Here is a 24,189-nt window from a genome sequence, read left to right as displayed (position 1 = left end):
GTGCTGGGATGGGTCAACGCCTCGATCGTTGTCGGTCTCGTGGCGAATCTGGTGTATCTGGTGCGGGATCCGCGGTGGCTTAAGGCGCTCGGTGACATCGCCACCACGGCGGTCGGTCTCGTCGCGCTGCTGCGGATCTGGCAGGTGTTCCCGTTCGACTTCGGGGCCGACGCGTTCGACTGGCCGCTCGTCGTGCGAATCCTGCTGGGGCTGGTCATCGTCGGCAGCGGCATCGCAATTCTCGTAACACTGTTCACGGCGGCGCGGAGGTCCTGACCTCACGGCTCAGTCGGGTGCCTCGTCCCCGGGTTCGACGGGTTCGACATCTTCCCGGTCGGACCTGCTCCCCGGAACATCGCGTTCGTCGCGCTCACGCTCTATCTTGCGTTCCAGGTCGTCCACGATGCCGCTGAGCTCGTGGCCCGGACCCTTGTCGTCGGCTCGTGTCCCCGGACCGCTGTCGTCCGCTTGTGTCACAGTGCTGCCCTCCTCGGCTCGGCGTGAGCCAGATACCCGCGGACCGCCCGGGGCAAACTCAGCCGGTGAGCAGGACCGCGGCCTGCGCCGGAAGCTGTGCGGCCCCGCGTCGGCGGAACAGTTCGGCGGGCCGGCCGTGCCCGGGATTCGACAGCCGTCCGGTGCTGTCGAGGGCCGCGACGACGTGGCGGCGGAACGAGTCCTTCTGCAGCGGCCGGTCGAAGATCGCCTCGTACAGCAGGCGCAGATCGAGCACGGTGAACTCCTCGCCGAGCAGCCGATCGGGGTCGACCTGTGCCGCGTAGCGTGCGCGCAGGTCGTCGACGGCCAGCCGCACCATATCGGCGTGGTCGAACGCGAGATCACCGTCGACCGTGCCGCCGTGGACGACGTGTAGTGTCGCGTCGTCGGGCAGGTCGGTGACGGGGACCGCGGCGGTGTGCGCCATCGAGATCACCCAGCCGCGTTCGTCGCGGTCGGGATCGTCGAACATCCGCAGCTGGTGGAACTTCAGGCCGGTGATGTGTGCCTTGTCCCGGAGTGCGCGCTCGGCGGCGTCGACGAGACGCTCGCCGCGGTGCAGGAATGTGCCGGGGAGAGCGCGACCGCCGAGATGATGATCCACGACCAGGACCCGTAGCTCGCCGTCCAGACAGGTCAGCACCGCGACATCGACGGCGACGGAGGGGCGGTCGTAGTCGGCGAGGGTCTTGCCCGCCCGATCCTTCGGTGCACTCACGTTTGCATATTAGCGCAATGCTGATCTAACCTTAGCGCAATCTTGATCTAATGAGGAGGCTGCAATGAATGTGACTGCACAGCAGAGGGATCGGGCCGTCGGGGTACTGCTCGGAACCGCCGCGGGCGACGCCCTCGGGGCCGGTTACGAATTCACCTACCCCTCGGCCGTCACGAGGATCGACATGATCGGCGGCGGCACGTTCGCGTGGGAGCCGGGGGAGTGGACCGACGACACCGCCATGGCCCTGGCGATCGCGTCCGTCGCGGCGACCGGCGTCGACATCGGGCGCGGCCGCGGCCTCGATGCGGTCGCCGCGGAGTTCGTCCGCTGGTACGACTCGAATCCGAAGGACATCGGCAACCAGACGCGCAACGTCCTGGGTCGTCGCGCGGGCGACGCCGCCACCATGCAGGCGCATGCCCGGGCGTTGACCGGCCGCAAAGCGGGGAACGGATCGCTCATGCGTACCGCTCCCGTCGCACTCGCCTATCTGGACGACGGGGCCGGATGCCTCGAAGCTGCCGCGCAGATCAGCGCGCTCACGCACGACGATCCGACCGCGGAACAGGCGTGCCGCCTGTGGTCCCACGCCATCCGGCACGCGGTGCTGTACGGAACCTTCGACGGTGTGCGCGGCTTCCTGAAGATCGCGTCACCCGAGGTCGCCGACTTCTGGCGCCCGCTGCTCGACGAGGCGGAACGCGGCACGCCCGCCGACTTCGCCAACAACGGCTGGGTCGTACACGCCCTGCAGACCGCGTGGTGGGCGATCACCACCACCTCCGGTGCCGGCGAGGAGCACCTGCGCGGCGCGCTCGAGGCCGCGGTGCGGGCGGGCGGCGACACCGACACCACCGCCGCGATCGCGGGTGGGCTGCTCGGAGCGCGATGGGGCGCCGCGGCGATCCCGGCACGGTGGCGTCGCATGCTGCACGGCTGGCCGGGCCACACCGCCGACGACCTGATCCGGCTCGCGCTGGACACTGTGAACGGCGGCCCGCGGGGAACCGATCCGCGGCGCCGGATCAGGGTGGTGCAGGGAGACATCACAACCCTGCGCGTCGACGCCCTCGTGAATCCGACCGACCCGAATTTCAGCGGTGACGGCGGCGTGGATCGGGCCGTGCACCGGGCCGGTGGACCGGCGATCCGCGCAGCCTGCGACACGTTGCGCGCAACCACCCTGCCGCACGGGCTGAGCGTGGGTGCCGCCGTGGCGACGACTGCCGGCAACCTCCCGGCGACGTGGATCGTCCACACGGTGGGTCCGCGCTATTCGCACTCCGAGGATCGCACTGCGCAGCTGCGCGCGGCGTATACGCGAAGCCTGGCGGCCGCCGAAGCGGTGGGCGCCCGGACGGTCGCCTTTCCGCTGATCGCCGGCGGTGCCGCGGGCTGGCCGATCGACGACGCGGTGCGCCACGCCGTCGCCGCTCTCACCGAGGTGCACACCGCGCTCGAGCAGGTGACGCTGGTCGCGGCCGACGCTCGCGCGGCCGCGCTGCTGCGCCGGGAAGTCGGGTAGAAAAAGGCGAAGGTTACGCCGGGCCTGCCGCAATCGGCCACAAAATGTGATCGCAATCATAATTAATCGAATCGTGTCCGAGTTTTCGCAAATGTCTCCGAATTGCGCACAATGCGGGATCGAGGTAACAATTGATGCGGCGCACGACGGCGTCACTGAAATACAAGATCACAATTAGGAGTTACCCGTGCTCGATCTCGCCACGCTGGCCGACATCTTCAGCAACGCCGCCGACCTGTTCGGTGCCCTCGACTTCTTCTCGGGCCTGAGCAGCCAGTAGTCTTAGCGCATCAGAGACCTGCAGGTATGTACCTGCAGGTCTCTTTTGTTTTCCGGCAAGAGATTGCTTCCGAGCATTTTGTCGGATTCCGCACGGACGTCGCGGTTCGTTCAGGGACAAATGCCATTCGTGTAATTCCGATCGTGATTCGACCGTAATTGATCTTCTGCATTCGGAAACCGAACTTCCCGGCAGGACGAAACTGATCTTCCAGGATAGTGGAAAGTGATCTTCCGACCTCTCCGAACGATTCGTGGGAAAGCGTCGAAACGGTCCCGAAAACGCAAGAGCCGGATGCTCGTTCGAGCACCCGGCTTCGTTGTTGCGGCGTACGGCAGGTCAGCGCAGCGCCGGCGGATTGTCGAGGTCCGACGCCGAGTAGGTGTCACACGCAGCGACCTGGCCGGTGCGGTAACCGGCGAGGAACCACTTCTGACGCTGCTCCGACGAACCGTGCGTCCAGCCCTCCGGATTCACCCGACCCGTCGCGGCCGCCTGGATGCGGTCGTCGCCGACCGCCGAGGCCGCGGAGAGCGCGTCACGGACGTCGTCGTTGGTGAGCGGGACGAGGAAGGGCTGACCGGTGTTCGGGTCCGCCATCTTGTCCGCGTGGTACGCCCACACGCCTGCGTAGCAGTCGGCCTGCAGTTCCGTGCGCACCGCACCGGACTCGGGGCCGCGCGGGTCGGCCTGCGCGCGGCCGATATCGCCGAGCTGCGTCTGCAGATGGTGTCCGAACTCGTGGGCGACGACGTACTCCTGCGCCAGCGGGCCCCCGCTCGATCCGAAGCGGGTCACGAGCTCCTGGAAGAAGCTGGTGTCGAAGTACGCGGTCTGGTCGGCCGGGCAGTAGAACGGGCCGACGTCGCTGGTGGCGTTGCCGCACCCGGTGGATGTCGCGCCGGAGAAGATCTCGACCTCGGGACGCACGTAGCGCACGCCCGTCTGCGCCTGCAGCTGCGATTCCCACACCAGATCGAGGCTGCCCACGGTCGCGGCGACCCGGCAGTCCACATCCTCGTTGGCGTCGGCACCGGTCTCGCAGCCCTCCAGGGTCCCGGCCCCGGCCTGGGTGTTCGGATCGACCGTGCCCGATCCGAGCAGCGAGCCGGGATCTCCACCGAACAGCAGCGCCAGGATCAGCACGAGGATGCCGCCCACGCCGCCGCCGACGGCGATCTTGCCGCCGCGTCCGCCGCCGCCCTGGCGGACCCGGCCCGCCTCGATCCGTGCCCCGTCGTTGAACGTCATCGCATCGCCTTCTTGTTGCAGGTGCTACAGCCGCACAAGCTTGGCACGTCGAATCGGGTACGGGTGTCCTCGTCGCCCTCGTGTCTTTCGTAGGATTACAGCCGACGAAGAACCTCGTTGATCATTTCGAAAGGAATTCCGTGCTGCGCACCCATCTCGCCGGCTCGTTGCGAGCCGAGCACGCCGAGCAGTCCGTCACCCTCACCGGTTGGGTTGCCCGGCGGCGCGACCACGGCGGGGTGATCTTCATCGACCTGCGTGACGCATCCGGTGTCTCCCAGGTCGTCTTCCGCGACGCCGCGGTTCTCGAACAGGCCCACCGCCTGCGCGCCGAGTTCTGCGTCAAGGTCACCGGTGTGGTCGAGGTGCGGCCCGACGGCAACCAGAACTTCGACATTCCGACCGGTGCCATCGAGGTCAACGCGACCAAGCTCGAGGTGCTCAACGAGGCTGCGCCGCTGCCGTTCCAGCTCGACGACCAGGCCGGTGAGGAAGCGCGCCTGAAGTACCGCTACCTCGATCTGCGTCGCGAAGGACCGGGCAAGGCCATCCGCCTGCGCAGCAAGGTCAACGCCGCGGCCCGCGCGGTCCTGGCGCACCACTCGTTCGTCGAGGTCGAGACGCCCACGCTGACGCGCTCCACGCCCGAGGGCGCCCGCGACTTCGTCGTGCCCGCGCGCCTGCAGCCCGGCAACTTCTACGCACTCCCGCAGAGCCCGCAGCTGTTCAAGCAGCTGCTCATGGTCGGCGGCATCGAGCGGTACTACCAGATCGCCCGCTGCTACCGCGACGAGGACTTCCGCGCCGATCGCCAGCCCGAGTTCACCCAGCTCGACGTCGAGATGGCCTTCGTGACCCAGGAGGACGTGATCCTGCTGGCCGAGGAGATCCTGCACGCCCTGTGGCGGCTCGTGGACTTCGAACTCCGGACTCCGATCCCCCGCATGACCTACGCCGAGGCGATGCGCCGGTTCGGTTCCGACAAGCCGGATCTGCGGTTCGACATCGAACTGGTCGAGTGCAAGGACTTCTTCAAGGACACCACCTTCCGGGTGTTCCAGGCCGAGTACGTCGGCGCCGTCGTCATGCCGGGCGGCGCGAGCCAGCCCCGCCGCCAGCTCGACGCCTGGCAGGAATGGGCCAAGCAGCGCGGCGCGAAGGGTCTGGCCTACGTCCTGGTCGGCGAAGACGGCGAACTCTCCGGTCCGGTCGCGAAGAACCTCACCGACGCCGAGCGCGCCGGTCTCTGCGACCACGTCGGCGCGAAGCCCGGCGACTGTATCTTCTTCGCCGCCGGCGCCACCAAGCCGATGCGCGCGCTGCTGGGCGCCGCGCGCGGCGAGATCGCCCGCAAGCTCGACCTGATCGACCCCAAGGCATGGGCGTTCGTGTGGATCGTCGACGCGCCGCTGTTCGAGCCCGCCGCCGATGCCACCGCGTCCGGCGACGTCGCGCTCGGCTCGTCCGCGTGGACGGCGGTGCACCACGCGTTCACCTCGCCGAAGCCCGAGTTCCTCGACACCTTCGACACCGATCCCGGCTCAGCCCTGGCCTACGCCTACGACATCGTCTGCAACGGCAACGAGATCGGTGGCGGCTCGATCCGTATCCACCGCCCCGACGTGCAGGAACGCGTCTTCAAGGTCATGGGCATCTCGGAGGAGGAGGCGCAGGAGCAGTTCGGCTTCCTGCTCGACGCCTTCAAGTACGGCGCCCCGCCGCACGGTGGCATCGCGTTCGGGTGGGACCGCATCACGGCCCTGCTCGCCGGAGTGGACTCGATCCGCGAGGTCATCGCGTTCCCGAAGTCCGGCGGCGGCGTCGACCCGCTGACCGACGCGCCCGCCCCGATCAGCGAGGCCCAGCGCAAGGAGTCCGGCATGGACTTCAAGCCCGAGCCGAAGAAGGACGCGGCGAAGAAGGACGATTCCGCGATCTCGGCCCAGTAGAAGCGACCGGTCCGCGCCGGGACCTCGGGGCCGTACCGCTGGAACCTTCCGGTCCGTGCCCCCTGGGACCTGCCGGTCCGTGCCCCCTGGGACCTGCCGGTCCGTGGCGTGTCGACGTCCTGCGCCGACACGCCACGGACCCGGGCAATCCGGACCTCGACCGGCCGGATCCGTCGTTCCGTCCGCCGGAGCGTCGACCGTGACGGACCTGCGGAATCGTGCGTCCGTTCCGTGTCCTTCGAACCTTAGGTCCTAGTCGGATCGAGACTTCTGCAGGACCTGCCCGAGCCTCACACCAGGTAGATTGTGAGGCGATGACTGCAACATTGGCAGACCCCATTTCAGAGGTTGTTCAGGCGGCGGAGAAGCTGCTCACCCGGCGCACCGGTGCGCCGGTGACCCTCGCCGACCCCGTGGACCTGGGTGGCAGCGGCCTCTCCACCGTCCTCCGCGTGCGAGTCGCGGCCAATCCCTTCTCACTTCCCCGGACCCTGGTCCTCAAGCAACTGCCGCGCACCCGCGGTATCGGACACGTCGACTTCCGCGGCGCCGAAACCGACGAGGAGGTCGCGTTCCTGCGTGAGGCGGTGTCCTACCAGTTCGCGACCGCCCTCGCGAAGGACAACCGGCCCGGTGCCGAACTGCTCGCCTACGATTTCGAAACCCGCCTGCTCGTTCTCAGCGATCTCGGCGACGCGACCCCGCTCGCCTCGCTGCTGCGCAGCGGCGACGCCGACACCGTCGGCAACACCCTGATGGCCCTGGCGCAGGCCCTCGGCCGCATGCACGCCGCGACCGTTGGCCGCGAAGAGGACTTCGCCGCGCTGCTGCGCCGCGCCGACATCGGCAATTGTGCGGACGTGATGGCCCAGCAGGCGGTGCAGGCCATCCGCGCGGTGCCCGACCTGCTCGCCCACGACTTCGGGCTCACCGTCCCGCAGTCCGTGCTCGACCGTGCGGACCGGGCCGCCAACCTGTTCACCGGCGGACGGTTCCGCGCCTTCAGCCCGTCGGAGCTGTGCCCCGACAACATCGTCGTCGGCGACGAAGGTGTGCAGTTCCTCGACTACGAGTGGGGCGGCTTCCGGGACGCCACCCTCGACATCGCCTACGCGCTCACCTCGTTCCCCGCCTGCCTGTGCACCGCACCGCTGACCCCCGACCGGGTCCGGGCGATGGCGGACGCGTGGCGCGCCGAGGTCGTGGCGATGTGGCCGCAGCTGGCGTTCGACGAAGTGTTCGTCACGCGTCTGCTCGACGCGCAGCTCGCCTGCGTGTGGCTGAGCACCGAGCTGTACCTCCCCGAGGACCACGCCCGGATCGCGTCGGTGCGGACACACCAGCTGTCGGTGCACCGGCTCGATGCGCTCGAGGCGCGGTGGTCGCTGCTCGCCGGTTTCGCCGCCGCTACCGGACACGACGACGTCGCCGAGCACGCGAACGACGTGTTGGCGTGCATCCGGGGTCGTCGCGAGGACGTCTAGACAGGGCGCGTACGTCAGGCGCTCGTCAGCGCACGACATCGCCCAGTGGGGCCGCCGGCTCGACGCGAGCCGACCCGGCGGCCACCCGCATGCTCGCGCCGTACCGCGCAGGGGTCGCCGGATCTGCCCGATCCAGCACGTACATCCAGTCCATCTGCACGGCGTCGGGCGTGACGTCGAGGACCGCGAAACCGTGCGAGTCGAGTTCCACATAGCGCACGTGACGGTTGAGCTCGCGGATCGCCGACTCGATGCCGGGAGAGGACGTGCGCGGCGGGATGCCGAGAAGATCGTCGATGTTCTGCGAGGTCACCGACGTGACGACCAGTTCGGTCGCGGCGGTGCCCGCCGCCGGATAGGCGGCCGGATCGACCGGGACGTCGCACGCCCACGACGTGTGGATGTCACCGGTGAGGAACACGACGTTGCGGCGCCCGGCCGCGGTGATCGCGTCGAGCACCCGACGGCGGTCGGCGGCGTATCCGTCCCACTGGTCCAGGTTGACGGGAACTCCGGTCGAGGGGACGCCCAGGAGCTCGGTCAACGCAGCCGTCGTGTGCGCATCGAGTGGTGGCACCAGCAGCGGTGAGAACATCACCGGATTGCCGACGAGCTGCCAGCGCGTGGGGGAGCTGGTGATCCCGGCGGTCAGCCAGGCCATCTGCTCGGCACCGGTGATCGTGCGGGCCGGGTCGTCGACCGCCCGCACGCCCGAACCGAAGTGGGCCTGCGTGGATCGGTAGCTGCGCAGATCCAGCATCGACAGTTCCGCCAGGTCACCGAACCGCAGCCGCCGATACAACCGCGGGTCCGCGCCCGTGGTCCGCACCGGCATCCATTCCAGGTACGCGCGGCGGGACGCGGCGATGCGATCGGCCCAGGAGCCTTCGATCGCGGGCTCGTGGTTCTCGGCGCCGCCGGACCAGGCATTGTCCGCGGATTCGTGATCGTCCCACGTGACGATCCACGGCAGCCGCGCGTGCAGCGCCTGAACGTCCGGATCGGTCTTGTACTCGCCGTGCCGGATGCGGTAGTCGGTGAGCGTGACGGTCTCGTGCAGCGGCGCATGGCGTCGCACCGGCCCGCTGCGCGGCGCGAACTCGCCGGTCGCGTACTCGTACAGATAGTCGCCGAGGTGCACGATCGCGTCGAGATCCGTGTGGGCCGCGAGGTGCCGGTACGCGGAGAAGTAGCCGTCCTCCCAGTTCGCGCACGAGACGACACCGAACCGGAGCCGGTCGGGGCTGGTGTCGTCGGCGGGTGCCGTGCGGGTCCGCCCGATCGGGGAGACCGCGCCGGATCCGACCACGGTGAACCGATAGAAATAGGTGGTGTCCGGGTCGAGCCCGGTCGCGTCGACCTTCACGGTGTGGTCGTCCGCCGCGGTCGCGGTGACCGTGCCGGACGCGGTCACCTCGCGGAAACTCTCGTCGGACGCGACTTCCCAGCGCACCGCGGTGTCCGGGCCCAGCCCGGAGCCGGGCGTCGACTCGGGGGACGGGGTGACCCGGGTCCACAGGATCACCCGGTCGGGAAGCGGATCTCCGGAGGCGATGCCGTGCGCGAACGCGGCCGGGACTGCCGACGCGGGAACGGACGTCCCGAAAGCGGCGACGCCGACGGCGATCGCGCCGGAACGCAGCACAACCCGCCTGGGAACGCGCGGGCCTGGCGAAGTAGGGGGCACCGGCCGATCCGACCACACCCTCGGGTCGAGGTAAAGACCGACACACGGGTATCCCCGATGTTCACGCGCGGTGGCGGCCCGTGCCGCGTGTCCGCCGGGCCTTGTAGCGTCGTGGACGTGAGTGATCTCTTCGGGGCGGACGATCCTGCCGCTTCTCCGGATGCCCTGTTCGAGGCGCCGACGGCGCCGGAACCGGAACCCGAGCCGTCGATCCGACGCGCGAACCTCGGGCCCAGCGGCCCGGGCGCACCGCTCGCGGCCCGGATGCGCCCGCGCAGTCTCGACGAGGTCGTCGGGCAACAGCACCTGCTCGCGCCGGGGGCGCCGCTGCGACGGCTGGTGGAGGGTTCGGGCGCGGCGTCCGTCGTGCTCTACGGGCCGCCCGGCACCGGCAAGACCACGCTCGCCTCGCTGATCTCCGGGGCCACCGGCCGCAGATTCGAGGCGTTGTCCGCGCTCTCCGCCGGCGTCAAGGACGTGCGCGGCGTGATCGAACTCGCGAGGCGTCGGCTTGCCCAGGGCGAGCAGACCGTGCTGTTCATCGACGAGGTCCACCGGTTCTCGAAGACCCAGCAGGACGCCCTGCTGGCCGCCGTCGAGAACCGCATCGTGCTGCTCGTCGCGGCCACCACCGAGAACCCGTCGTTCTCCGTGGTCGCGCCGCTGCTGTCGCGGTCGCTGGTGCTGCAGTTGCAGCCGCTCTCGCCCGAGGACATCCGCGCCCTGCTCGAACGTGCCCGCACCGATCCGCGCGGGCTCGCCGACACGGTCGCGATCACCGACGATGCGCTCGAGCACCTGGTGCGGCTCGCCGGCGGTGACGCTCGGCGGGCGCTGACGGCACTCGAGGCGTCGGCCGAGACGGCGGTGGATCGGGCTGCCGGCGGCGACGCGGTCATCGATCTGCCGACCGTCGAATCGAGCATCGACAAGGCCGCGGTCCGCTACGACCGCGACGGCGACCAGCACTACGACGTGGCCAGCGCCTTCATCAAGTCGCTACGCGGCTCGGACGTCGACGCGGCACTGCACTATCTGGCGCGGATGATCGTCGCGGGGGAGGACCCCCGGTTCATCGCGCGGCGGCTGATGATCCAGGCGAGTGAAGAGGTGGGTATGGCGGATCCGACCGCCCTGCAGACCGCGGTCGCTGCCGCGCAGGTCGTGCAGCAGGTCGGAATGCCCGAGGCGCAGCTCGCCCTGGCGCAGGCCACGATCCACATCGCGACGGCACCGAAGTCGGGGGCCGTGACCGCAGCGCTCGGCGCGGCGATCGCGGATGTGAAGGCGGGCCGGGCCGGGCCGGTGCCGCCGCACCTGCGCGACGGCCACTACAAGGGGGCGCAGGGGCTGGGCAACGCGATCGGCTACCGCTATCCGCACGATCATCCCGACGGGGTCCTGGCGCAGCAGTATCCGCCGGACGAACTCGTGGGCGTGGACTACTACAAGCCCACCGCGCACGGCGCGGAACGGGAACTGGGAGCGCGGGTGCCGAAGCTGCGGCGCATCGTGCGTGGCTAGAGGGCGGTCACGCCCGCGGGCCGGGCGGCGACGTCGAGCTGCGCTACGGTGTCGTTCCAGCCGGCCACGATCTCGGTGAGCCGCTGCAGTTCCTGCTCCGGGATGCGCCGGGTCGTCTCGATGTGGTCGAACAACGTGTCGAGCGAGGCGGCGAGTGCGTCCGCGAGGGTGCGGGCCCGCTCGGCAACCCCTCTGTCCGTGTCACACGTGTCCGTGCCGTGCGCGTTCTGTCCAGACACTGATGCTCCAATCTTCGGCACCGAGAGTCCGTTATGTCTCTCTTGCCCGAAAGGATAGAGAGCCGGCCTCACCGTGGAAAAGGCGGTCCCGGTGAGGGGACCGACGCTGCCTTCGGAAGTCGCGATAAGCTGAACGATGGCCGATTCGTCGGAGTCGGCAGCCCTACCGCGGGCACACACCACACCGCCAGACCCCGAAGGACCATGACGTGCAGACCCACGAGATCCGCAGGCGCTTTCTCGACCACTTCGTGAAGGCCGGCCACACCGAAGTGCCCAGCGCCTCGCTGATCCTCGCCGACCCGAATCTGCTGTTCGTCAACGCGGGCATGGTCCCCTTCGTCCCGTACTTCCTCGGTCAGCAGACCCCGCCGTTCCCGCGGGCCACGTCGGTGCAGAAGTGTGTGCGCACCCTCGACATCGAAGAGGTGGGCATTACCACCCGCCACAACACGTTCTTCCAGATGGCGGGCAACTTCTCTTTCGGCGACTACTTCAAGCGCGAGGCGATCAAGCACGCCTGGTCGCTGCTCACCGGGTCTGTCGAGGAGGGCGGCTACGGCATCGACCCGGAGAAGCTCTGGGCCACGGTCTACCTCGACGACGACGAGGCGTTCGGTATCTGGCGTGACGAGGTCGGTGTGCCCGAGGAACGCATCCAGCGGCGCGGCATGAAGGACAACTACTGGTCCATGGGCATCCCCGGCCCGTGCGGCCCGTGCTCGGAGATCTTCTACGACCGCGGCCCGGAATACGGTGTCGAGGGCGGCCCGGAAGCCGACGAGGACCGCTACATCGAGATCTGGAATCTCGTGTTCATGCAGAACGAGCGCGGCGAGGGCGGTGCCAAGGAGGACTACCCGATCCTCGGGCCGCTGCCGAAGAAGAACATCGACACCGGCATGGGCGTCGAGCGCGTCGCCTTCCTGCTGCAGGGCGTCGAGAACGTCTACGAAACCGATCTGCTCCGTCCCGTCATCGACAAGGCCGAGGAACTGACCGGCAGCCGCTACGGCGCCGAGCACGCCTCCGACGTGCGATTCCGGGTCATCGCCGACCACGCTCGTACCGCCGCGATGCTCATCGTCGACGGCGTCAACCCCGGCAACGACGGCCGCGGCTACGTGCTGCGCCGGCTGCTGCGCCGCATCGTGCGCTCGGCGCGCCTGCTCGGCGCGACCGCCCCGACGATGGCGCAGTTCATGGCTGTCGTGCGCGACACGATGGCCCCGTCCTACCCGGAGCTGGCCACCGACTTCTCGCGTATCGAAACGGTCGCGGTCGGTGAGGAGACGGCGTTCCTCAAGACCCTCGACACCGGCTCGAAGCTGTTCGAGGGTGCCGTCGAGGCGGTCAAGTCCGAAGGTCGGACCGTGCTCGGCGGGGCCGAGGCGTTCACGCTGCACGACACCTACGGCTTCCCGATCGACCTGACGCTGGAGATGGCGTCCGAGGCCGGCCTGTCCGTCGACGAAGAGGGCTTCCGGTCGCTCATGGCCGAGCAGCGCCAGCGCGCCAAGGACGACGCCCGTGCCCGCAAGCACGCGCACGCCGACCTCACCGTGTACAAGGAACTGCTCGACCGCGGACCCACCGAGTTCACCGGATTCTCCGAACTGGTGTCCGAGGCGAACGTGCTCGCCGTCATCACCGGCGGCGAACGCCTCCACGCCGCGCAGGCAGGCCAGGACGTCGAGCTGATCCTCGACCGCAGCCCGCTCTACGCCGAAGCCGGCGGCCAGATCGCCGACATCGGCACCATCACCGCGACCGGACTGCGCATCAAGGTCAACGACGTGCAGAAGATCGCGAAGCAGCTGTGGGTGCACAAGGTCACGGTGCTCGAAGGTCAGGTCACCGAGGGCGACACCGTCCTCGTGCAGGTCGACCCCGATTGGCGGAAGGGTGCCACCCAGGGCCACTCCGGCACGCACCTGGTGCACGCCGCGCTGCGGCAGGTTCTCGGCCCCAACGCCGTGCAGGCCGGCTCGCTGAACAAGCCCGGCTACCTGCGCTTCGACTTCTCCTGGCCGGGCGCCCTGTCGGAGCAGCAGAAGCAGGACATCGAGGCCGTCACCAACGAGGCCGTGGCCGCGAACTTCCCGGTGAACACCTTCGTCACCGACCTGGACAAGGCCAAGAAGATGGGCGCGATGGCGCTGTTCGGCGAGAACTACGGCGACGAAGTGCGCGTCGTCGAGATCGGCGGACCGTTCTCGATGGAACTGTGCGGTGGCACCCACGTGCAGCACTCGTCGCACGTCGGCACCGTCACCCTCCTCGGGGAGCAGTCCGTCGGCTCCGGCGTCCGTCGCGTCGAGGCCTACGTCGGTCTCGATTCCTACCGGCACCTCGCGAAGGAACGCGCACTGCTCGCCGGTCTGTCCTCGACCCTGAAGGTGCCGTCCGAAGAAGTGCCCGGCCGCGTCGAATCGCTCATCGAGCGTCTCAAGGTCGCCGAGAAGGAACTCGAGAAGACCCGCGCCGCCGCGGTCCTCGCGTCGGCCGGCACCTTCGCCGAGAAGGCCCAGCGGATCGGAGATGTCCTGGTCATCGCCGAAGCGGCACCCGAGGGCGTCGCGGGCAACGACCTGCGCAGCCTCGCCACGGACGTGCGTGGTCGCCTCGGCAGCGAACCCGCTGTCGTGCTGCTGCTCGGCAGCGCCGACGGCAAGGTTCCGTTCGTGGTCGCCACCACCAAGGCGGCCCAGGAGAAGGGCATCAAGGCCGGCGAGCTGGTGTCGAGCTTCGGACCGGCGATCGGCGGCCGCGGCGGCGGCAAGCCGGACATGGCCCAGGGCTCGGGTTCGGATGCCTCCGGAATCCCCGCGGCGCTCGAAGCATTCCGGGCGCGACTGCGCGAGCTGGCCGGCTGACCGTGGCGGCAGTCGCCGGCCCGGATCGCCCGGGCGACGACGACCCCGGACGCGGCCGCCGCATCGGCATCGATGTGGGCAGCGTCCGGATCGGGGTCGCCTCGAGCGACCCCGACTGCATCCTCGCGACTCCGGTGGAGACGGTCCCGCGGTCCAAGGACCGCGGGCCCGACGCGCCCGACATCCGGCGCATTATCCAAATCGTTATGGAATACGAAGCCGTTGAGGTTATCGTCGGTCTGCCGCAGACGCTGCGCGGTGAGCCCGGCAAGGCTGCGAAACTGGCGAGCGACTTCGCGCGCCGGCTTCGGCGGCAACTTCCCGACGTTCCCGTACGGATGGCCGACGAACGCTTCACCACGGTCACTGCGGCGCGAGCCCTCCGCGAAAGCGGAGTCAGCGCGCGCGGTGCACGGCCGGTCATCGACCAGGCCGCGGCCGTCGCCATCTTGCAGGGTTGGTTGGACGAGCGGAGTGCAGCTTTGAACGTGGCCGAGGACGGCGACCAGGGGGGTGGCCGGTGACCGGACGGTCCGACGACGACAACGAGGCAACACAGCAGCATTTCTTCGGTGACGGTTTCGGGGAAGAACCCGTGGACGGTCGCCGGAAGGTCGGTGGCGCCTTCGACAGAATCCGCTCGGAGCCGGAGCAGGAGCTCCGACCGAAAACACGCCCCGACGACGAACCGACGACGGTTCTGCACTTCGAGGAGGGTGTGTTCGACGGCCCGCCGCCGAGCACCGGGAGCGCCGACGCTGGTTACCAGGTCGGCGCTGCCGACGGTGGATACCAGGTCGGCGCCGCCGACGGTGGCTACGCCTCTGAGGGTGGTTACGCGTTCGGTACCTCCGACGGTGGTTATGCGGTCGGTTCGGCCGACGGTGGCTATCAGGTCGGCACCGCCGACGGTGGTTATCAGGTCGGCGCCGCCGACGGTGGTTATCAGGTCGGCACCGCCGAGGCCGACTACAGCGGTGACGGGTACGCCTACGACTACAGGGGCGACGGCTACGACGACGACGAGTACGTCGGCGGCTATCGCTATGCCGATCGCGCCGAGGTCTACGGCCGGGGAGACAGTGCCGGCGAGGAAGCCCGCTATGCCGATGAGGACCCCTACGCCGCACCCTACGAAAACGAACCCACACCGTGGCCCGACGCCGAGCGCGCCGAACCGGCCGCGGTGGGCGTGTCCCCGGCGCGGCGCGCACACGAACGGGAGGCCGGCGCACGGAAGAAGCGCGGGCGGGTCATCGGTTCGCTCGCCGTGGCGCTGCTGCTCGTCCTCGCCGTCGGCGGCGGCTTCTTCGTGTACAAGAAGATCGTCGGTCCCGACCTGCCCCCGGACTTCACCGGCCCCGCCGGTCCGGCCGTCATCGTGCAGGTCCGCTCGGGTGAAACCGCCGACGACATCGCCGTCGAACTCGCCGAGAAGGGCGTCGTCGCCAGCGCGTCCGCGTTCTTCAATGCTGCCGTGCAGAACACCGGGATGAACTCGCTGCAACCGGGCTTCTACGCTCTCGCGACGAACCTCCCGGCTGTCGAGGCCGTCGCCGAACTTGTCGATCCGACATCCCGGGTCGGTGCGCTGGTCGTGTCCGAAGGCCGCCAGCTGCACGACATTCGCGACGTCAACACGGGCGCGGTCCGCAAGGGGATCTACACGCTGATCGCGGAAGCGAGTTGCTACGAGGACAGCGGAACCTCCCACTGCCTGACATACGACGAACTCAACCGAGCCGGCGCGAGCACCGATCTCGCCGCGCTCGGAGTTCCCGCGTGGGCACGCCAGGCGGTCACCGGTGTGCCGGACCGTGATCGGCAGCTCGAAGGGCTCATCGCGGCGGGAAGCTGGGATTTCGATCCGTCCGCCAGCGCCACCGAGGTGCTCGCCAAGCTCGTGTCGGCCAGCGCCGAGCAGTACGACCGCACGGGGATCGCCGAGGCCGCCGCCAAGGCCGGTCTGTCGCCCTACGAACTGCTCGTCGCGGCGTCCCTCGTCGAACGTGAAGCGCTCCCTCCGGATTTCACGAAGGTCGCGCGCGTGGTCCTCAACCGGCTCGCGATCGACATGCCGTTGCAGTTCGACTCGACGGTCAACTACTCGCTCGACGAAACCGAACTGGCCACGACCGATGCGGACCGGGAACGGGTGACTCCGTGGAACACCTACGCGAGCCCCGGCCTGCCGGCGACGCCGATCTCGTCGCCGAGCATCGGTGCGTTGCAGGCCGTGGAGAACCCGGAGCCGGGCGACTGGATCTACTTCGTGACCATCGACGCGCAGGGCACGACCCTGTTCGCCGACAACTACGAGGAGCACCTCGTGAACACCGAACGAGCCTTGGAAAGCGGAATTCTCGACAGTGGTAGATGACAACCCGACCGGTGCGCGCAAGGCCGCGGTCCTCGGCAGCCCGATCCAGCATTCGAAGTCGCCGCTGCTGCACCTGGCCGCCTACCGGGCCCTGGGCCTGACCGACTGGACGTACGACCGGATCGAGTGCGCCGGCGAGCAGCTTCCCGCATTCGTCGACTCGCTGGGCCCGGAATGGGTCGGCCTGTCGGTCACGATGCCCGGGAAGTTCGCGGCATTGGCCTACGCCGACGAACGCACCGACCGAGCGGTGACCATCGGCTCGGCGAACACCCTCGTCCGCACCCAGAGCGGTTGGCGTGCCGACTGCACCGACGTCGACGGCGTGACCGGCGCGCTCGGCACGATCGGCGTCACCGACCTCACCGGCCGTTCCGCTGTCGTCGTCGGCAACGGCGGAACGTCCCGGCCGGCCATCGTCGGACTGGCGTCCCTCGGCGTTCGGGAGATCACCGTCGTCGCCCGGTCGGAGGCTCGCGCCACCGAGACGTTCGACTGCGCCGAAGCCGTCGGGGTCACGCCGCGGTGGGTCGCATTCGACGATCCGGGCCTCGGCGACGTGTGTGCCGAGGCGGGGGCCCTGGTGTCGACCGTCCCGGCCGCGGGCGCCGCACCGTTCGCCGACGTTCTGGCGCGCGCCCCGTTCATCCTCGACGCGATCTACGACCCGTGGCCCACGCCGCTCGCGTCGGCGGCGCAGGCCCGGGGCAGCGTCGTCGTGTCCGGCTTGTACATGCTGCTGCACCAGGCGTTCGGTCAGGTCGAACAGTTCACGGGCCGTCCCGCACCGCGCGACGAGATGGCGAAGGCCGTCGGCCTGTAGGGAGTCTCACGACGGTAGCGGGGTCCTCGGGCCCGCGGCATCGTCCGAGACGGGTTTCTGCCACGGCCAGCGGCCGTCGATCTCGAGTTGCAGGGACCAGCTCAGGAACGTGCGGATCAGGACGATGATCGCCAGCACCCCGACGGACGTGAAGGTGGGGGTGACGGCGACGGTCTTGATGATGTCGGCCGCCACCAGGAATTCGAGACCCAGCAGGATCGACCGGCCCAGATTGCGGCGATACGCGACGTAGATCGGTGCTCGGGGTGTGCGCCGGCGGGTGTCGTACGCGATCCAGCTGGACACGAGCGCACCGACGACGATGACGGCCACCCCGACCACGTCGATGACCGAGCCGACCGTGTCCATCACCTCGGCGATGTCCATGCACACTCCCTCCGGCGCTGCCGCGTGTCCGGATCATTGTGACCACGACAGCCCGGATGTGGGCGGGAAGCGCGCTACCTCACCGACTCTCGTGCGGTGTTCGTGTCGTCGACGGTGCGCGCATCGTCCGCCACCGCTTGTGCGCGCGCCCACCGGTAGTCGGCCTTCCCGGCCGGGCTGCGGGCGATCTCGGAACGGAACACGACGGCCTTCGGCAACTTGTACCGGGCGATCGACCGCGCGGCGTGCTCGATGACGCCGGCGGCGTCGAGTTCGGCGTCCTCGGCGGGTACGACGATCGCGACCACCTCCTGTCCCCACCGTTCACTCGGGCGCGCCGCGACCACGACGTCGACGACGTCGGGATGGGAGACGATCGCGAGTTCGACCTCCTCGGCGAAGATCTTCTCCCCGCCGGAGTTGATGGTCGCCGAGTCGCGGCCGAGAAGTTCGATGCTGCCGTCCGCCAGGTGACGGGCACGATCACCCGGTAGGGCGTACCGGATCGACCCGATGACGGGGAAGGTCGCCGCCGTCTTGGCGGCATCGCCCTTGTAACCCAGCGGTGCGAACCCCCGCTGCGCGAGCCAGCCGATGCCGTCGTGGCCGGGCTCGAGGACACCGTCGAGATCCTCGGCGACGACGCAGGTGTCGGGGCCGCCGCGGAACGTGCCCGTCGCCACGGCACCGGTCATGGACGTGTGCTGCATCTGCGCGCCGGTCTCGGACGACCCGACGCCGTCGAGCACCACGACGCCCGGCATCGCCGCGATGAGACGTTCCTTGGCGGTCGGACTCAGCACCGCGCCCCCGTTCCCGACGAGGACCAGCGACGACACGTCGGCGTCGCCGTCCTCGATCGCGGCGGCGAGCGGTCGTGCCATCGCGTCGCCGACCACGGTCACGACGGCGACCTTCTCCCGTTCGATCGTGCGGACCACCTCGGGGCCGTCCAGATGATCCGGCACCGTCGAGAAGATCACTGTCTGTGCGGTGAGGGCCGCGGTCAACGCGGCCCACTGTGCGGCCCCGTGCATCAGCGGCGGCAGGATCATCATCCGCAGCCCCGGATTCGCGACCGCGTTCGCGGCGATGCGCTCGTAGGAGTCGACGAGTTCTCCGTTGTAGATGTTCCTGCCGCCGCAGCCGGCCATGAGGATGTCGTGCTGACGCCACAGCACACCCTTGGGCATGCCGGTCGTGCCGCCGGTGTAGAGGACGTACAGGTCGTCGGGGGTGGATCGTATCGGCAGCGGTTCGGGGGAACTTTCGGCGAGCACGGTCTCGTAGTCGACGGCGCCGTCGAGCAGTTCGTTGCCCGAGCCGTCGGCGATCTGGATCAGCACGCGCAGCGACGGCAGGCTCGACCGCACCGCCGCGACCGTCGGGGCGAACGCCGCGTGATAGAGCAACGCCGTCGCCTCCGAGTTGGCGAGAAGCTGAGCGAGTTCGCTGCCGGTGTAGCGATAGTTGACGTTGAACGGCGCGACCCGGGCGCGGAACGCGCCGAGCAGTCCCTCGATGTACTCGTTGCCGTTGTAGGCCAGACATCCCAACAGATCCTGCCCGACCTCGTGCGGGGCGAGGTCGGCGCGCTCGGCGTGGCAGCCCAGTCCCTGCGAATGCAGGAACGACGCGAAGCGTCGGGCGCGCTCGTCGACCTGCGCGAAGGTGAACCTGCGGTCGCCCTGCACGATCATCTCGCGGTCGGGTATCGCGGCGGCGACGATGCTCGCCGCTCGATCGAGGGTGAATTCGACTGGTGTCGAGCCCGATTCGGTCCCGTTCGTGTGTGGCACTGCAACTCCTCGGATGGATGCCGGCGAATGCACTACAGCAGCGTGGTGCCCGATGCTGCGGTCCCCCCGAACGGCGAACCGTCGGTCGTACAGTTCCTCGGACGATACCGCAGGCCCGGGTCGTCGATATGTGGATTCGCGCAGGTGACGACCGTGTTCATCAGCGGATCCGCGGTGTCCGGCCGTCGCCGTCCGGGGTCTCCGCGAGCTGGGCTCTGCCGAGCGGGTTGCCGAGGCGGGTGTAGATCAGGCCGTGGTCGAGGGCGGCGCGATAGGGCTTGTCGAGCGATTCCCAGATGGCCTTGACGGTGCCCTGCGTCGCCGCGGGCGGATTCGCGGCGATGGTGGCCGCGATCGCGTGGGCCCGCTGCCACAGGCATTCCGGCGGAACCACTTCCGAAACCAGCCCGATCCGCAGTGCAGTGTCGGCTCCGACGCGTTCGGCGTTGCCCGTCAACGCGATCCGCAGTGTCTCGCCGAGACCCACGCGCCGCATCAGCCCGATCGGCTCGAGCGCCGACACCAGGCCGGTCGAGACGTGCGAATCGAAGAAGGTGGCGTCCGACGAGCAGATCACCACGTCGGATTCGTTGACGAAGTAGAACCCGCCGGCGGTGCACATGCCCTGCACCGCGCACACGACCGGTTTCCACATTTTCTGCCACTTGGGGCTGAGCAGCTCACCCGGATCCTCGTGGTGCCACACGCTGTTCGGCTGCCCGTAGCTCGATTTGATGTCGAGTCCGGCGCTGAACGCACGGGTGCCGGCCGCTCGCAGCACGATCGCATGGACGTCGTCGTCCAACTTGACCAGGCGCCACGCCCGCGCCATCTCCTCGCACATCCGCCGATCGAACGCGTTGAGACGTTCGGGCCGGTTCAGGGTGATCGTCGCGACCTTGTCCTCGGGTGCGACGTCGAGCTGGATGGTCTCGAATGCGGTGCCCACGGCTGCCCCCTGCCTCATCGACCCTCGAACTCCGGGTTGCGCCGCTGCCGGAACGCGGCAAGGCCTTCCTTGAAATCGCTTGTTCGGCAAGCCAACTCCAGGTCGAACAGCTCCTGGTTCATCGACTCGGTGAGTGTCGCGTGCTGAGCGTGCGCCAGTGCCTGTTTCGTCAGGCCCAGTGCGACGGTCGGCCCGGAGGCGAGGCGGTCCAGCAGTTCGCCCGCCGCGGTGTCGAGATCGCCCGCCGGAACCGCGTCGTGGATCAGGCCCCAATCGGCGGCGGTACCGCCCGGGACCTTCTCGCCGAGCAGCAGCATGCGACGGGCCCGGGCGATCCCGACGAGCCGGGGCAGCAGCCAGGTCGCCCCGGAGTCCGGGCTGAAGCCGCGTGCGACGAACGGCTCCCAGAACACGGCATCGTCGGCCGCGACGGTGAAATCGGCGGCGAGCGCCAGGTTGCAGCCCAGGCCGGCGGCCCAGCCCCGGACGCTGCACACGACCGGGAGGTGGACGGTGTGCACGAGTTCGATCACGCGGTGCGCGGCGTGGGGGATGCGTCGAACCAAATCGCCTGCGCGCGGGCGCGTTCCGTCGGTGTTGCGGGAAACCCAGTCGACGCCGGCGCAGAAGTCGTCGCCGGCCCCGCGGAGGTGGATCGCGCGCAACGTATCGTCCGAGGCGGCGTGCGTGAGCTGATCGACGAGGGAACCGATCATGTTCTGGCTCAGAGAATTTCGACGGTCGGTGCGATCCAGCGTGAGGTGCAGGACGGCATCCTCGCGGTGCGCGGTCACGGCACCACCGGTGCCGGGCCAGGCATCTCGGTTCGCTGTGGTCACATCCGCTCCCGGATTGATACTGTTTGTATTACGGTAATTGATACCGTTACTCCGTCCGAAGATAACAGGGGGGCGGGGTCGGAGGGAAGGAAATTCATGGGCGAGCACCAGGGTCGGGTCGTGGAGGCCGGACGGATCTCCTATGGGGCGCAACCCCTGCCACAGCAGCTCGCGGTCGCGCCCGCGCTGCGCCGTCTCGTCGGGCTCGTGATGTCGCTCGAGGATCCGCACCCGGTCCTGGACGAGATGGCCGCGCGGCTCGCCGACTGGGAGCGCGACCTCGCGTCCGTGGCGCCCCCGGACCAGCGGCCGCGAATCGGTCCCGACGCCGACGATGCCCGCCGCGTCTACGTCGACCACGCGTACGACATCGGTGCGTTCAACCCGTGCTTTCCCGAGTACGTCTTCGACCGGCTCGACACGGACCGTGCCGAGGGCCGTGTCACCTTCCCGCTGGCTTTCGAGGGTCCGCCCGGCCTGGTCCACGGGGGATTTCTCGGGGTGTTCTTCGACTCCGTCACCCAGCACCAGAGTTGCGCGGTCGGTGTTTCGGGCAAGACGCGATCGTTGACGGTGACCTACCGGCGGCCCACGCCGCTGGCGACGGAACTGCAATTCACCATCGACCGAACGGTGGGGGAGCGCGGCATCGACTCCACGGCGCGGTTGCTGCTCGACGGTGACGTGCTGTGCACGGGCGTCGTCAACACCGTTGCCGCCGACGTCGGAAGACTTGCCGGGACGCGGTACGGCACGCGACGGAACGCGACCGGGTAGGGATTCGTCGGAGGCGGCGACGGCCGGGGTGCACTGCACCCCGGCCGTCGTGCCGTCCATCCCTGTTGCGTGCGTGCTCACCTGGGAGGCGGGCAGGGCGGGTTGCCGGGAACGCCACACATCTCCACGTGGAGATAGCTCGGTACCGACGGCGGAGTGATGTCGGCGTGCTGGTTGACCAGGTTGTAGCCGAGGTTGAACACCAGCATGATCGCGTTGATCACCGCGGTCAGCGCGAGGATGCGGATGATGCTCACGCCCCGCTTGGTCCGGAGCCGCTCGATCCCGGCGTCGGAGATGAGTCCGCCGTCCTTGCGCCGGAAGATGTAGATGCAGATCGAGAGCACCATCACGATCGAGCCGAACACGACGTTCTCGTAGAGGGGGAACTGGTTGATGGTGCCGGTGAAGAGCGACCACGTCTCGTTGACCCGGAAGTACGTCCACAACCCTTGGCGCTGCAGCAGTTGTTCGCCGACGGTGTCCAGGACGAGGAACAGCAGCAGCAACCCGGCGACGATGCCGGCCTTGTTCAGCCGGGGCCACCGTTTGCGGGCACGCTCGACCAGTGCGTTGATCCCGAGGACGGCCAGCGGGAAGAACAGGAAGTAGTCACCGAGTGTGTACAGGATCGGTGCCGGGGTCTCCGGGCCCTTGCTCACCCAGCCGGGTACGAACTCGGCCCAGGTACCCATCTGGAAGAACTCCGTGTTGTAGCCGAACACCGGGCGGACCGCGTTGACGCCGACGTCCTGCCAGGCGGCCAGCAGCCACGCGACCAGGAACACCCCGATGGTGGGGAACCTGCCTTCCCTGCGGGTCTTGCGGACCAGCCAGATGATCGAGGCGATGGTGCCGACGACGCAGATCCCCTCGGCGATCTTGATGATCCAGACGGTGTGTGTCGGCACCGGATCGGCACCCGGCGGCGTCGGCGTGAACCCGTCGGAGAGTATCCACCGGATGTAGATGACGGCCTGGAGCGCGACGATCAGTGCGCCCACCCGGGCCAGCCAGACGATCGGGGGAGAATCGCGCCCCGCGGGGCTGCTCTCGAGCGCGGTCGTCGCGGCGGGTGCTTCGACCGTGTCCTCGCTCGTCGTCTTGCCTGTCGAATTCACCATCGTGCTGGTTTCCCTCCTGTACGAGTGGGGTGAGGGGGCGCCGTGGCGTCGGCGCGCTCGACGGTGATGGTCATCGCGCGGCCGGCCACTGGATTGTCTTGTGCTGCAAGAATTCCGAGAGTCCCGCCGCGCCGAACTCGCGGCCGATGCCGCTGCGCTTGTACCCGCCGAACGGCCCGTCGGGACTCAGTCCGCCACCACCGCCGTTGACGACGACCATGCCGGTACGCAGCCGACGCGCGATGCCGTGAGCGCGGAGCGGGTCGGACGACCACACCCCGCCCGCCAAACCGAAGGGGCTGTCGTTGGCGATTCGGACCGCGTCCTCGTCGTCCCGGATGGGGATGACCACACCCACAGGACCGAAGACCTCGGTCTGCGCGATGCGCATCGAGTTGTCGACGCCGACGAACAGGGTGGGCTCGACGAAGAAGCCCTTGTCCAATCCCGCCGGACGGCCACCGCCGTAGGCGATTTCCGCACCCTCGTCCTGGCCGACCCGGATCAACTCCTCCACACGCCGGCGCTGTGTCTCCCGGATCAGCGGGCCCATCGTCACCGCAGGATCGGCCGGGTCGCCGACCGTGACGTAGTCGAGTGCCATCTTGACCCTGGCGACGAGTTCGTCGTGGAGGGACTCGTGGACCAGGATCCGTGTCAGCAGGGCGCAGCCCTGTCCTGCATGCGTGATGAAGCCGCCGAGCACGCTCTGCATCACGTCGTCGAGGTCGGCGTCGTCGAGGAGGATGTTCGCGGACTTGCCACCGAGTTCGAGGACGACCTTCTTCAAGCTCTGGGCGCTCTGCCCGTAGACCTTGGTGCCCACGGTGTCGCTGCCGGTGAAGCTGACGATGTCGACACCGGGATTTGTGGTCAGTGCCGCGCCCGCCTCGACGTCGCCGGTGATGATGTTCAGCACGCCGTCGGGAAGACCCGCGGCCTCGGCGACCTCTCCGAAGACGAGTGCTTCGAAGGGGGTGTACGGCGAGCACTTGAGCACTGCGGTGCATCCGGCTGCGAGTGCCGGGGCCACCTTGAAGACGTTGAGGAAGAACGGGAAGTTGAAGGGCGTGATCA

The 24,189-nt window shown here is 68.9% G+C and carries 20 protein-coding genes and 2 pseudogenes; 11 read left to right on the top strand and 11 right to left on the bottom strand.

Going from position 1 to position 24,189, the window contains the following annotated elements:
- A pseudogene (locus tag I0Q12_RS25200) lies at positions 1 to 276 on the top strand (hypothetical protein); the annotation flags it as partial.
- A gap of 9 nt (positions 277 to 285) precedes the next feature.
- On the opposite strand, the gene I0Q12_RS25195 reads toward I0Q12_RS25200, so the two are convergent.
- Entirely contained in the window at positions 286 to 477 is a 192-nt protein-coding gene (locus I0Q12_RS25195; RefSeq protein WP_197255815.1) for a hypothetical protein, read from the bottom strand.
- 58 nt (positions 478 to 535) lie between these two features.
- The gene (locus I0Q12_RS25190; RefSeq protein WP_197255813.1) at positions 536 to 1,216 is read right to left on the bottom strand and encodes an NUDIX hydrolase; all 681 of its coding nucleotides are present in this window, start codon (positions 1,214 to 1,216) and stop codon (positions 536 to 538) included.
- 64 nt (positions 1,217 to 1,280) lie between these two features.
- On the opposite strand from I0Q12_RS25190, the pseudogene I0Q12_RS33885 reads away from it, so the two are divergent.
- Positions 1,281 to 2,222 (top strand): annotated as a pseudogene (locus I0Q12_RS33885) (ADP-ribosylglycohydrolase family protein); the annotation flags it as partial.
- A gap of 21 nt (positions 2,223 to 2,243) precedes the next feature.
- Entirely contained in the window at positions 2,244 to 2,744 is a 501-nt protein-coding gene (locus I0Q12_RS33880; protein ID WP_248675025.1) for a macro domain-containing protein, read from the top strand.
- A gap of 619 nt (positions 2,745 to 3,363) precedes the next feature.
- Here the strand turns inward: I0Q12_RS33880 and I0Q12_RS25180 are convergent.
- Positions 3,364 to 4,275, bottom strand: a complete 912-nt coding sequence (locus I0Q12_RS25180; protein WP_197255809.1) for a neutral zinc metallopeptidase — start codon at positions 4,273 to 4,275, stop codon at positions 3,364 to 3,366.
- Between the two features lie 140 nt (positions 4,276 to 4,415).
- Between I0Q12_RS25180 and aspS the strand changes: the two genes are divergently transcribed.
- Together aspS and I0Q12_RS25170 are read left to right on the top strand one after the other, a co-directional pair.
- Entirely contained in the window at positions 4,416 to 6,224 is a 1,809-nt protein-coding gene (gene aspS, locus I0Q12_RS25175) for an aspartate--tRNA ligase (protein WP_197255807.1), read from the top strand.
- Between the two features lie 314 nt (positions 6,225 to 6,538).
- Entirely contained in the window at positions 6,539 to 7,708 is a 1,170-nt protein-coding gene (locus tag I0Q12_RS25170) for a kinase (protein WP_231611388.1), read from the top strand.
- A gap of 25 nt (positions 7,709 to 7,733) precedes the next feature.
- Here the strand turns inward: I0Q12_RS25170 and I0Q12_RS25165 are convergent, their stop codons facing one another.
- Positions 7,734 to 9,353 (bottom strand): alkaline phosphatase D family protein, encoded by a 1,620-nt coding sequence (locus I0Q12_RS25165; protein WP_307846517.1) that lies wholly within the window; start codon positions 9,351 to 9,353, stop codon positions 7,734 to 7,736.
- 159 nt (positions 9,354 to 9,512) lie between these two features.
- Between I0Q12_RS25165 and I0Q12_RS25160 the strand changes: the two genes are divergently transcribed.
- Entirely contained in the window at positions 9,513 to 10,919 is a 1,407-nt protein-coding gene (locus tag I0Q12_RS25160) for a replication-associated recombination protein A (protein WP_197255803.1), read from the top strand.
- Here the strand turns inward: I0Q12_RS25160 and I0Q12_RS25155 are convergent.
- Positions 10,916 to 11,158 carry a hypothetical protein gene (locus I0Q12_RS25155; protein WP_197255801.1) on the bottom strand — a complete coding sequence of 81 codons (243 nt, stop codon included), beginning with the start codon at positions 11,156 to 11,158 and terminating at the stop codon, positions 10,916 to 10,918. The genes I0Q12_RS25160 and I0Q12_RS25155 overlap by 4 nt on opposite strands.
- A 209-nt stretch (positions 11,159 to 11,367) precedes the next feature.
- On the opposite strand from I0Q12_RS25155, the gene alaS reads away from it, so the two are divergent.
- The 4 genes from alaS to I0Q12_RS25135 are packed head-to-tail and all read left to right on the top strand — an operon-like array spanning position 11,368 to position 17,237.
- Positions 11,368 to 14,034, top strand: a complete 2,667-nt coding sequence (gene alaS, locus I0Q12_RS25150) for an alanine--tRNA ligase (protein WP_197255799.1) — start codon at positions 11,368 to 11,370, stop codon at positions 14,032 to 14,034.
- Between the two features lie 2 nt (positions 14,035 to 14,036).
- Positions 14,037 to 14,558, top strand: coding sequence for a Holliday junction resolvase RuvX (ruvX, locus tag I0Q12_RS25145; RefSeq protein WP_197255797.1), 522 nt, complete (start codon positions 14,037 to 14,039; stop codon positions 14,556 to 14,558).
- Positions 14,555 to 16,414: an endolytic transglycosylase MltG gene (mltG, locus tag I0Q12_RS25140; RefSeq protein ID WP_307846515.1), complete on the top strand. Its 1,860-nt coding sequence runs from the start codon at positions 14,555 to 14,557 to the stop codon at positions 16,412 to 16,414. The genes ruvX and mltG overlap by 4 nt, the downstream gene beginning before the upstream one ends.
- Positions 16,404 to 17,237 (top strand): shikimate dehydrogenase, encoded by an 834-nt coding sequence (locus tag I0Q12_RS25135; RefSeq protein ID WP_197255795.1) that lies wholly within the window; start codon positions 16,404 to 16,406, stop codon positions 17,235 to 17,237. The genes mltG and I0Q12_RS25135 overlap by 11 nt, the downstream gene beginning before the upstream one ends.
- Before the next feature lie 6 nt (positions 17,238 to 17,243).
- On the opposite strand, the gene I0Q12_RS25130 is transcribed toward I0Q12_RS25135, so the two are convergent.
- From I0Q12_RS25130 to I0Q12_RS25115, 4 genes are all read right to left on the bottom strand, one after another.
- Positions 17,244 to 17,624 (bottom strand): DUF1622 domain-containing protein, encoded by a 381-nt coding sequence (locus I0Q12_RS25130; protein WP_197255793.1) that lies wholly within the window; start codon positions 17,622 to 17,624, stop codon positions 17,244 to 17,246.
- Positions 17,625 to 17,698: 74 nt separating this feature from the next.
- Entirely contained in the window at positions 17,699 to 19,423 is a 1,725-nt protein-coding gene (locus I0Q12_RS25125) for an acyl-CoA synthetase (RefSeq protein ID WP_197255791.1), read from the bottom strand.
- A gap of 160 nt (positions 19,424 to 19,583) precedes the next feature.
- Positions 19,584 to 20,390: an enoyl-CoA hydratase/isomerase family protein gene (locus tag I0Q12_RS25120; RefSeq protein ID WP_197255790.1), complete on the bottom strand. Its 807-nt coding sequence runs from the start codon at positions 20,388 to 20,390 to the stop codon at positions 19,584 to 19,586.
- Positions 20,387 to 21,229, bottom strand: a complete 843-nt coding sequence (locus I0Q12_RS25115) for an enoyl-CoA hydratase/isomerase family protein (RefSeq protein ID WP_374068782.1) — start codon at positions 21,227 to 21,229, stop codon at positions 20,387 to 20,389. Before I0Q12_RS25115 ends, I0Q12_RS25120 begins: the two co-directional genes overlap by 4 nt.
- Before the next feature lie 78 nt (positions 21,230 to 21,307).
- Between I0Q12_RS25115 and I0Q12_RS25110 the strand changes: the two genes are divergently transcribed.
- Positions 21,308 to 21,988, top strand: a complete 681-nt coding sequence (locus tag I0Q12_RS25110) for a hypothetical protein (protein ID WP_197255785.1) — start codon at positions 21,308 to 21,310, stop codon at positions 21,986 to 21,988.
- 77 nt (positions 21,989 to 22,065) lie between these two features.
- On the opposite strand, the gene I0Q12_RS25105 is transcribed toward I0Q12_RS25110, so the two are convergent.
- Together I0Q12_RS25105 and I0Q12_RS25100 are read right to left on the bottom strand one after the other, a co-directional pair.
- The gene (locus I0Q12_RS25105) at positions 22,066 to 23,112 is read right to left on the bottom strand and encodes a spirocyclase AveC family protein (protein ID WP_197255783.1); all 1,047 of its coding nucleotides are present in this window, start codon (positions 23,110 to 23,112) and stop codon (positions 22,066 to 22,068) included.
- 70 nt (positions 23,113 to 23,182) lie between these two features.
- A partial coding sequence (locus I0Q12_RS25100) for an aldehyde dehydrogenase family protein (protein WP_231611386.1) occupies positions 23,183 to 24,189 on the bottom strand: 1,007 nt, incomplete at its 5' end.

Source organism: Rhodococcus sp. CX (genome assembly GCF_015865005.1).
In the GTDB taxonomy this organism is placed as follows: Bacteria; Actinomycetota; Actinomycetes; order Mycobacteriales; family Mycobacteriaceae; genus Rhodococcus.
The sequence above is the reverse complement of the archived record's forward strand: the minus strand, read 5'-3'. Positions and strand labels throughout refer to the sequence as shown.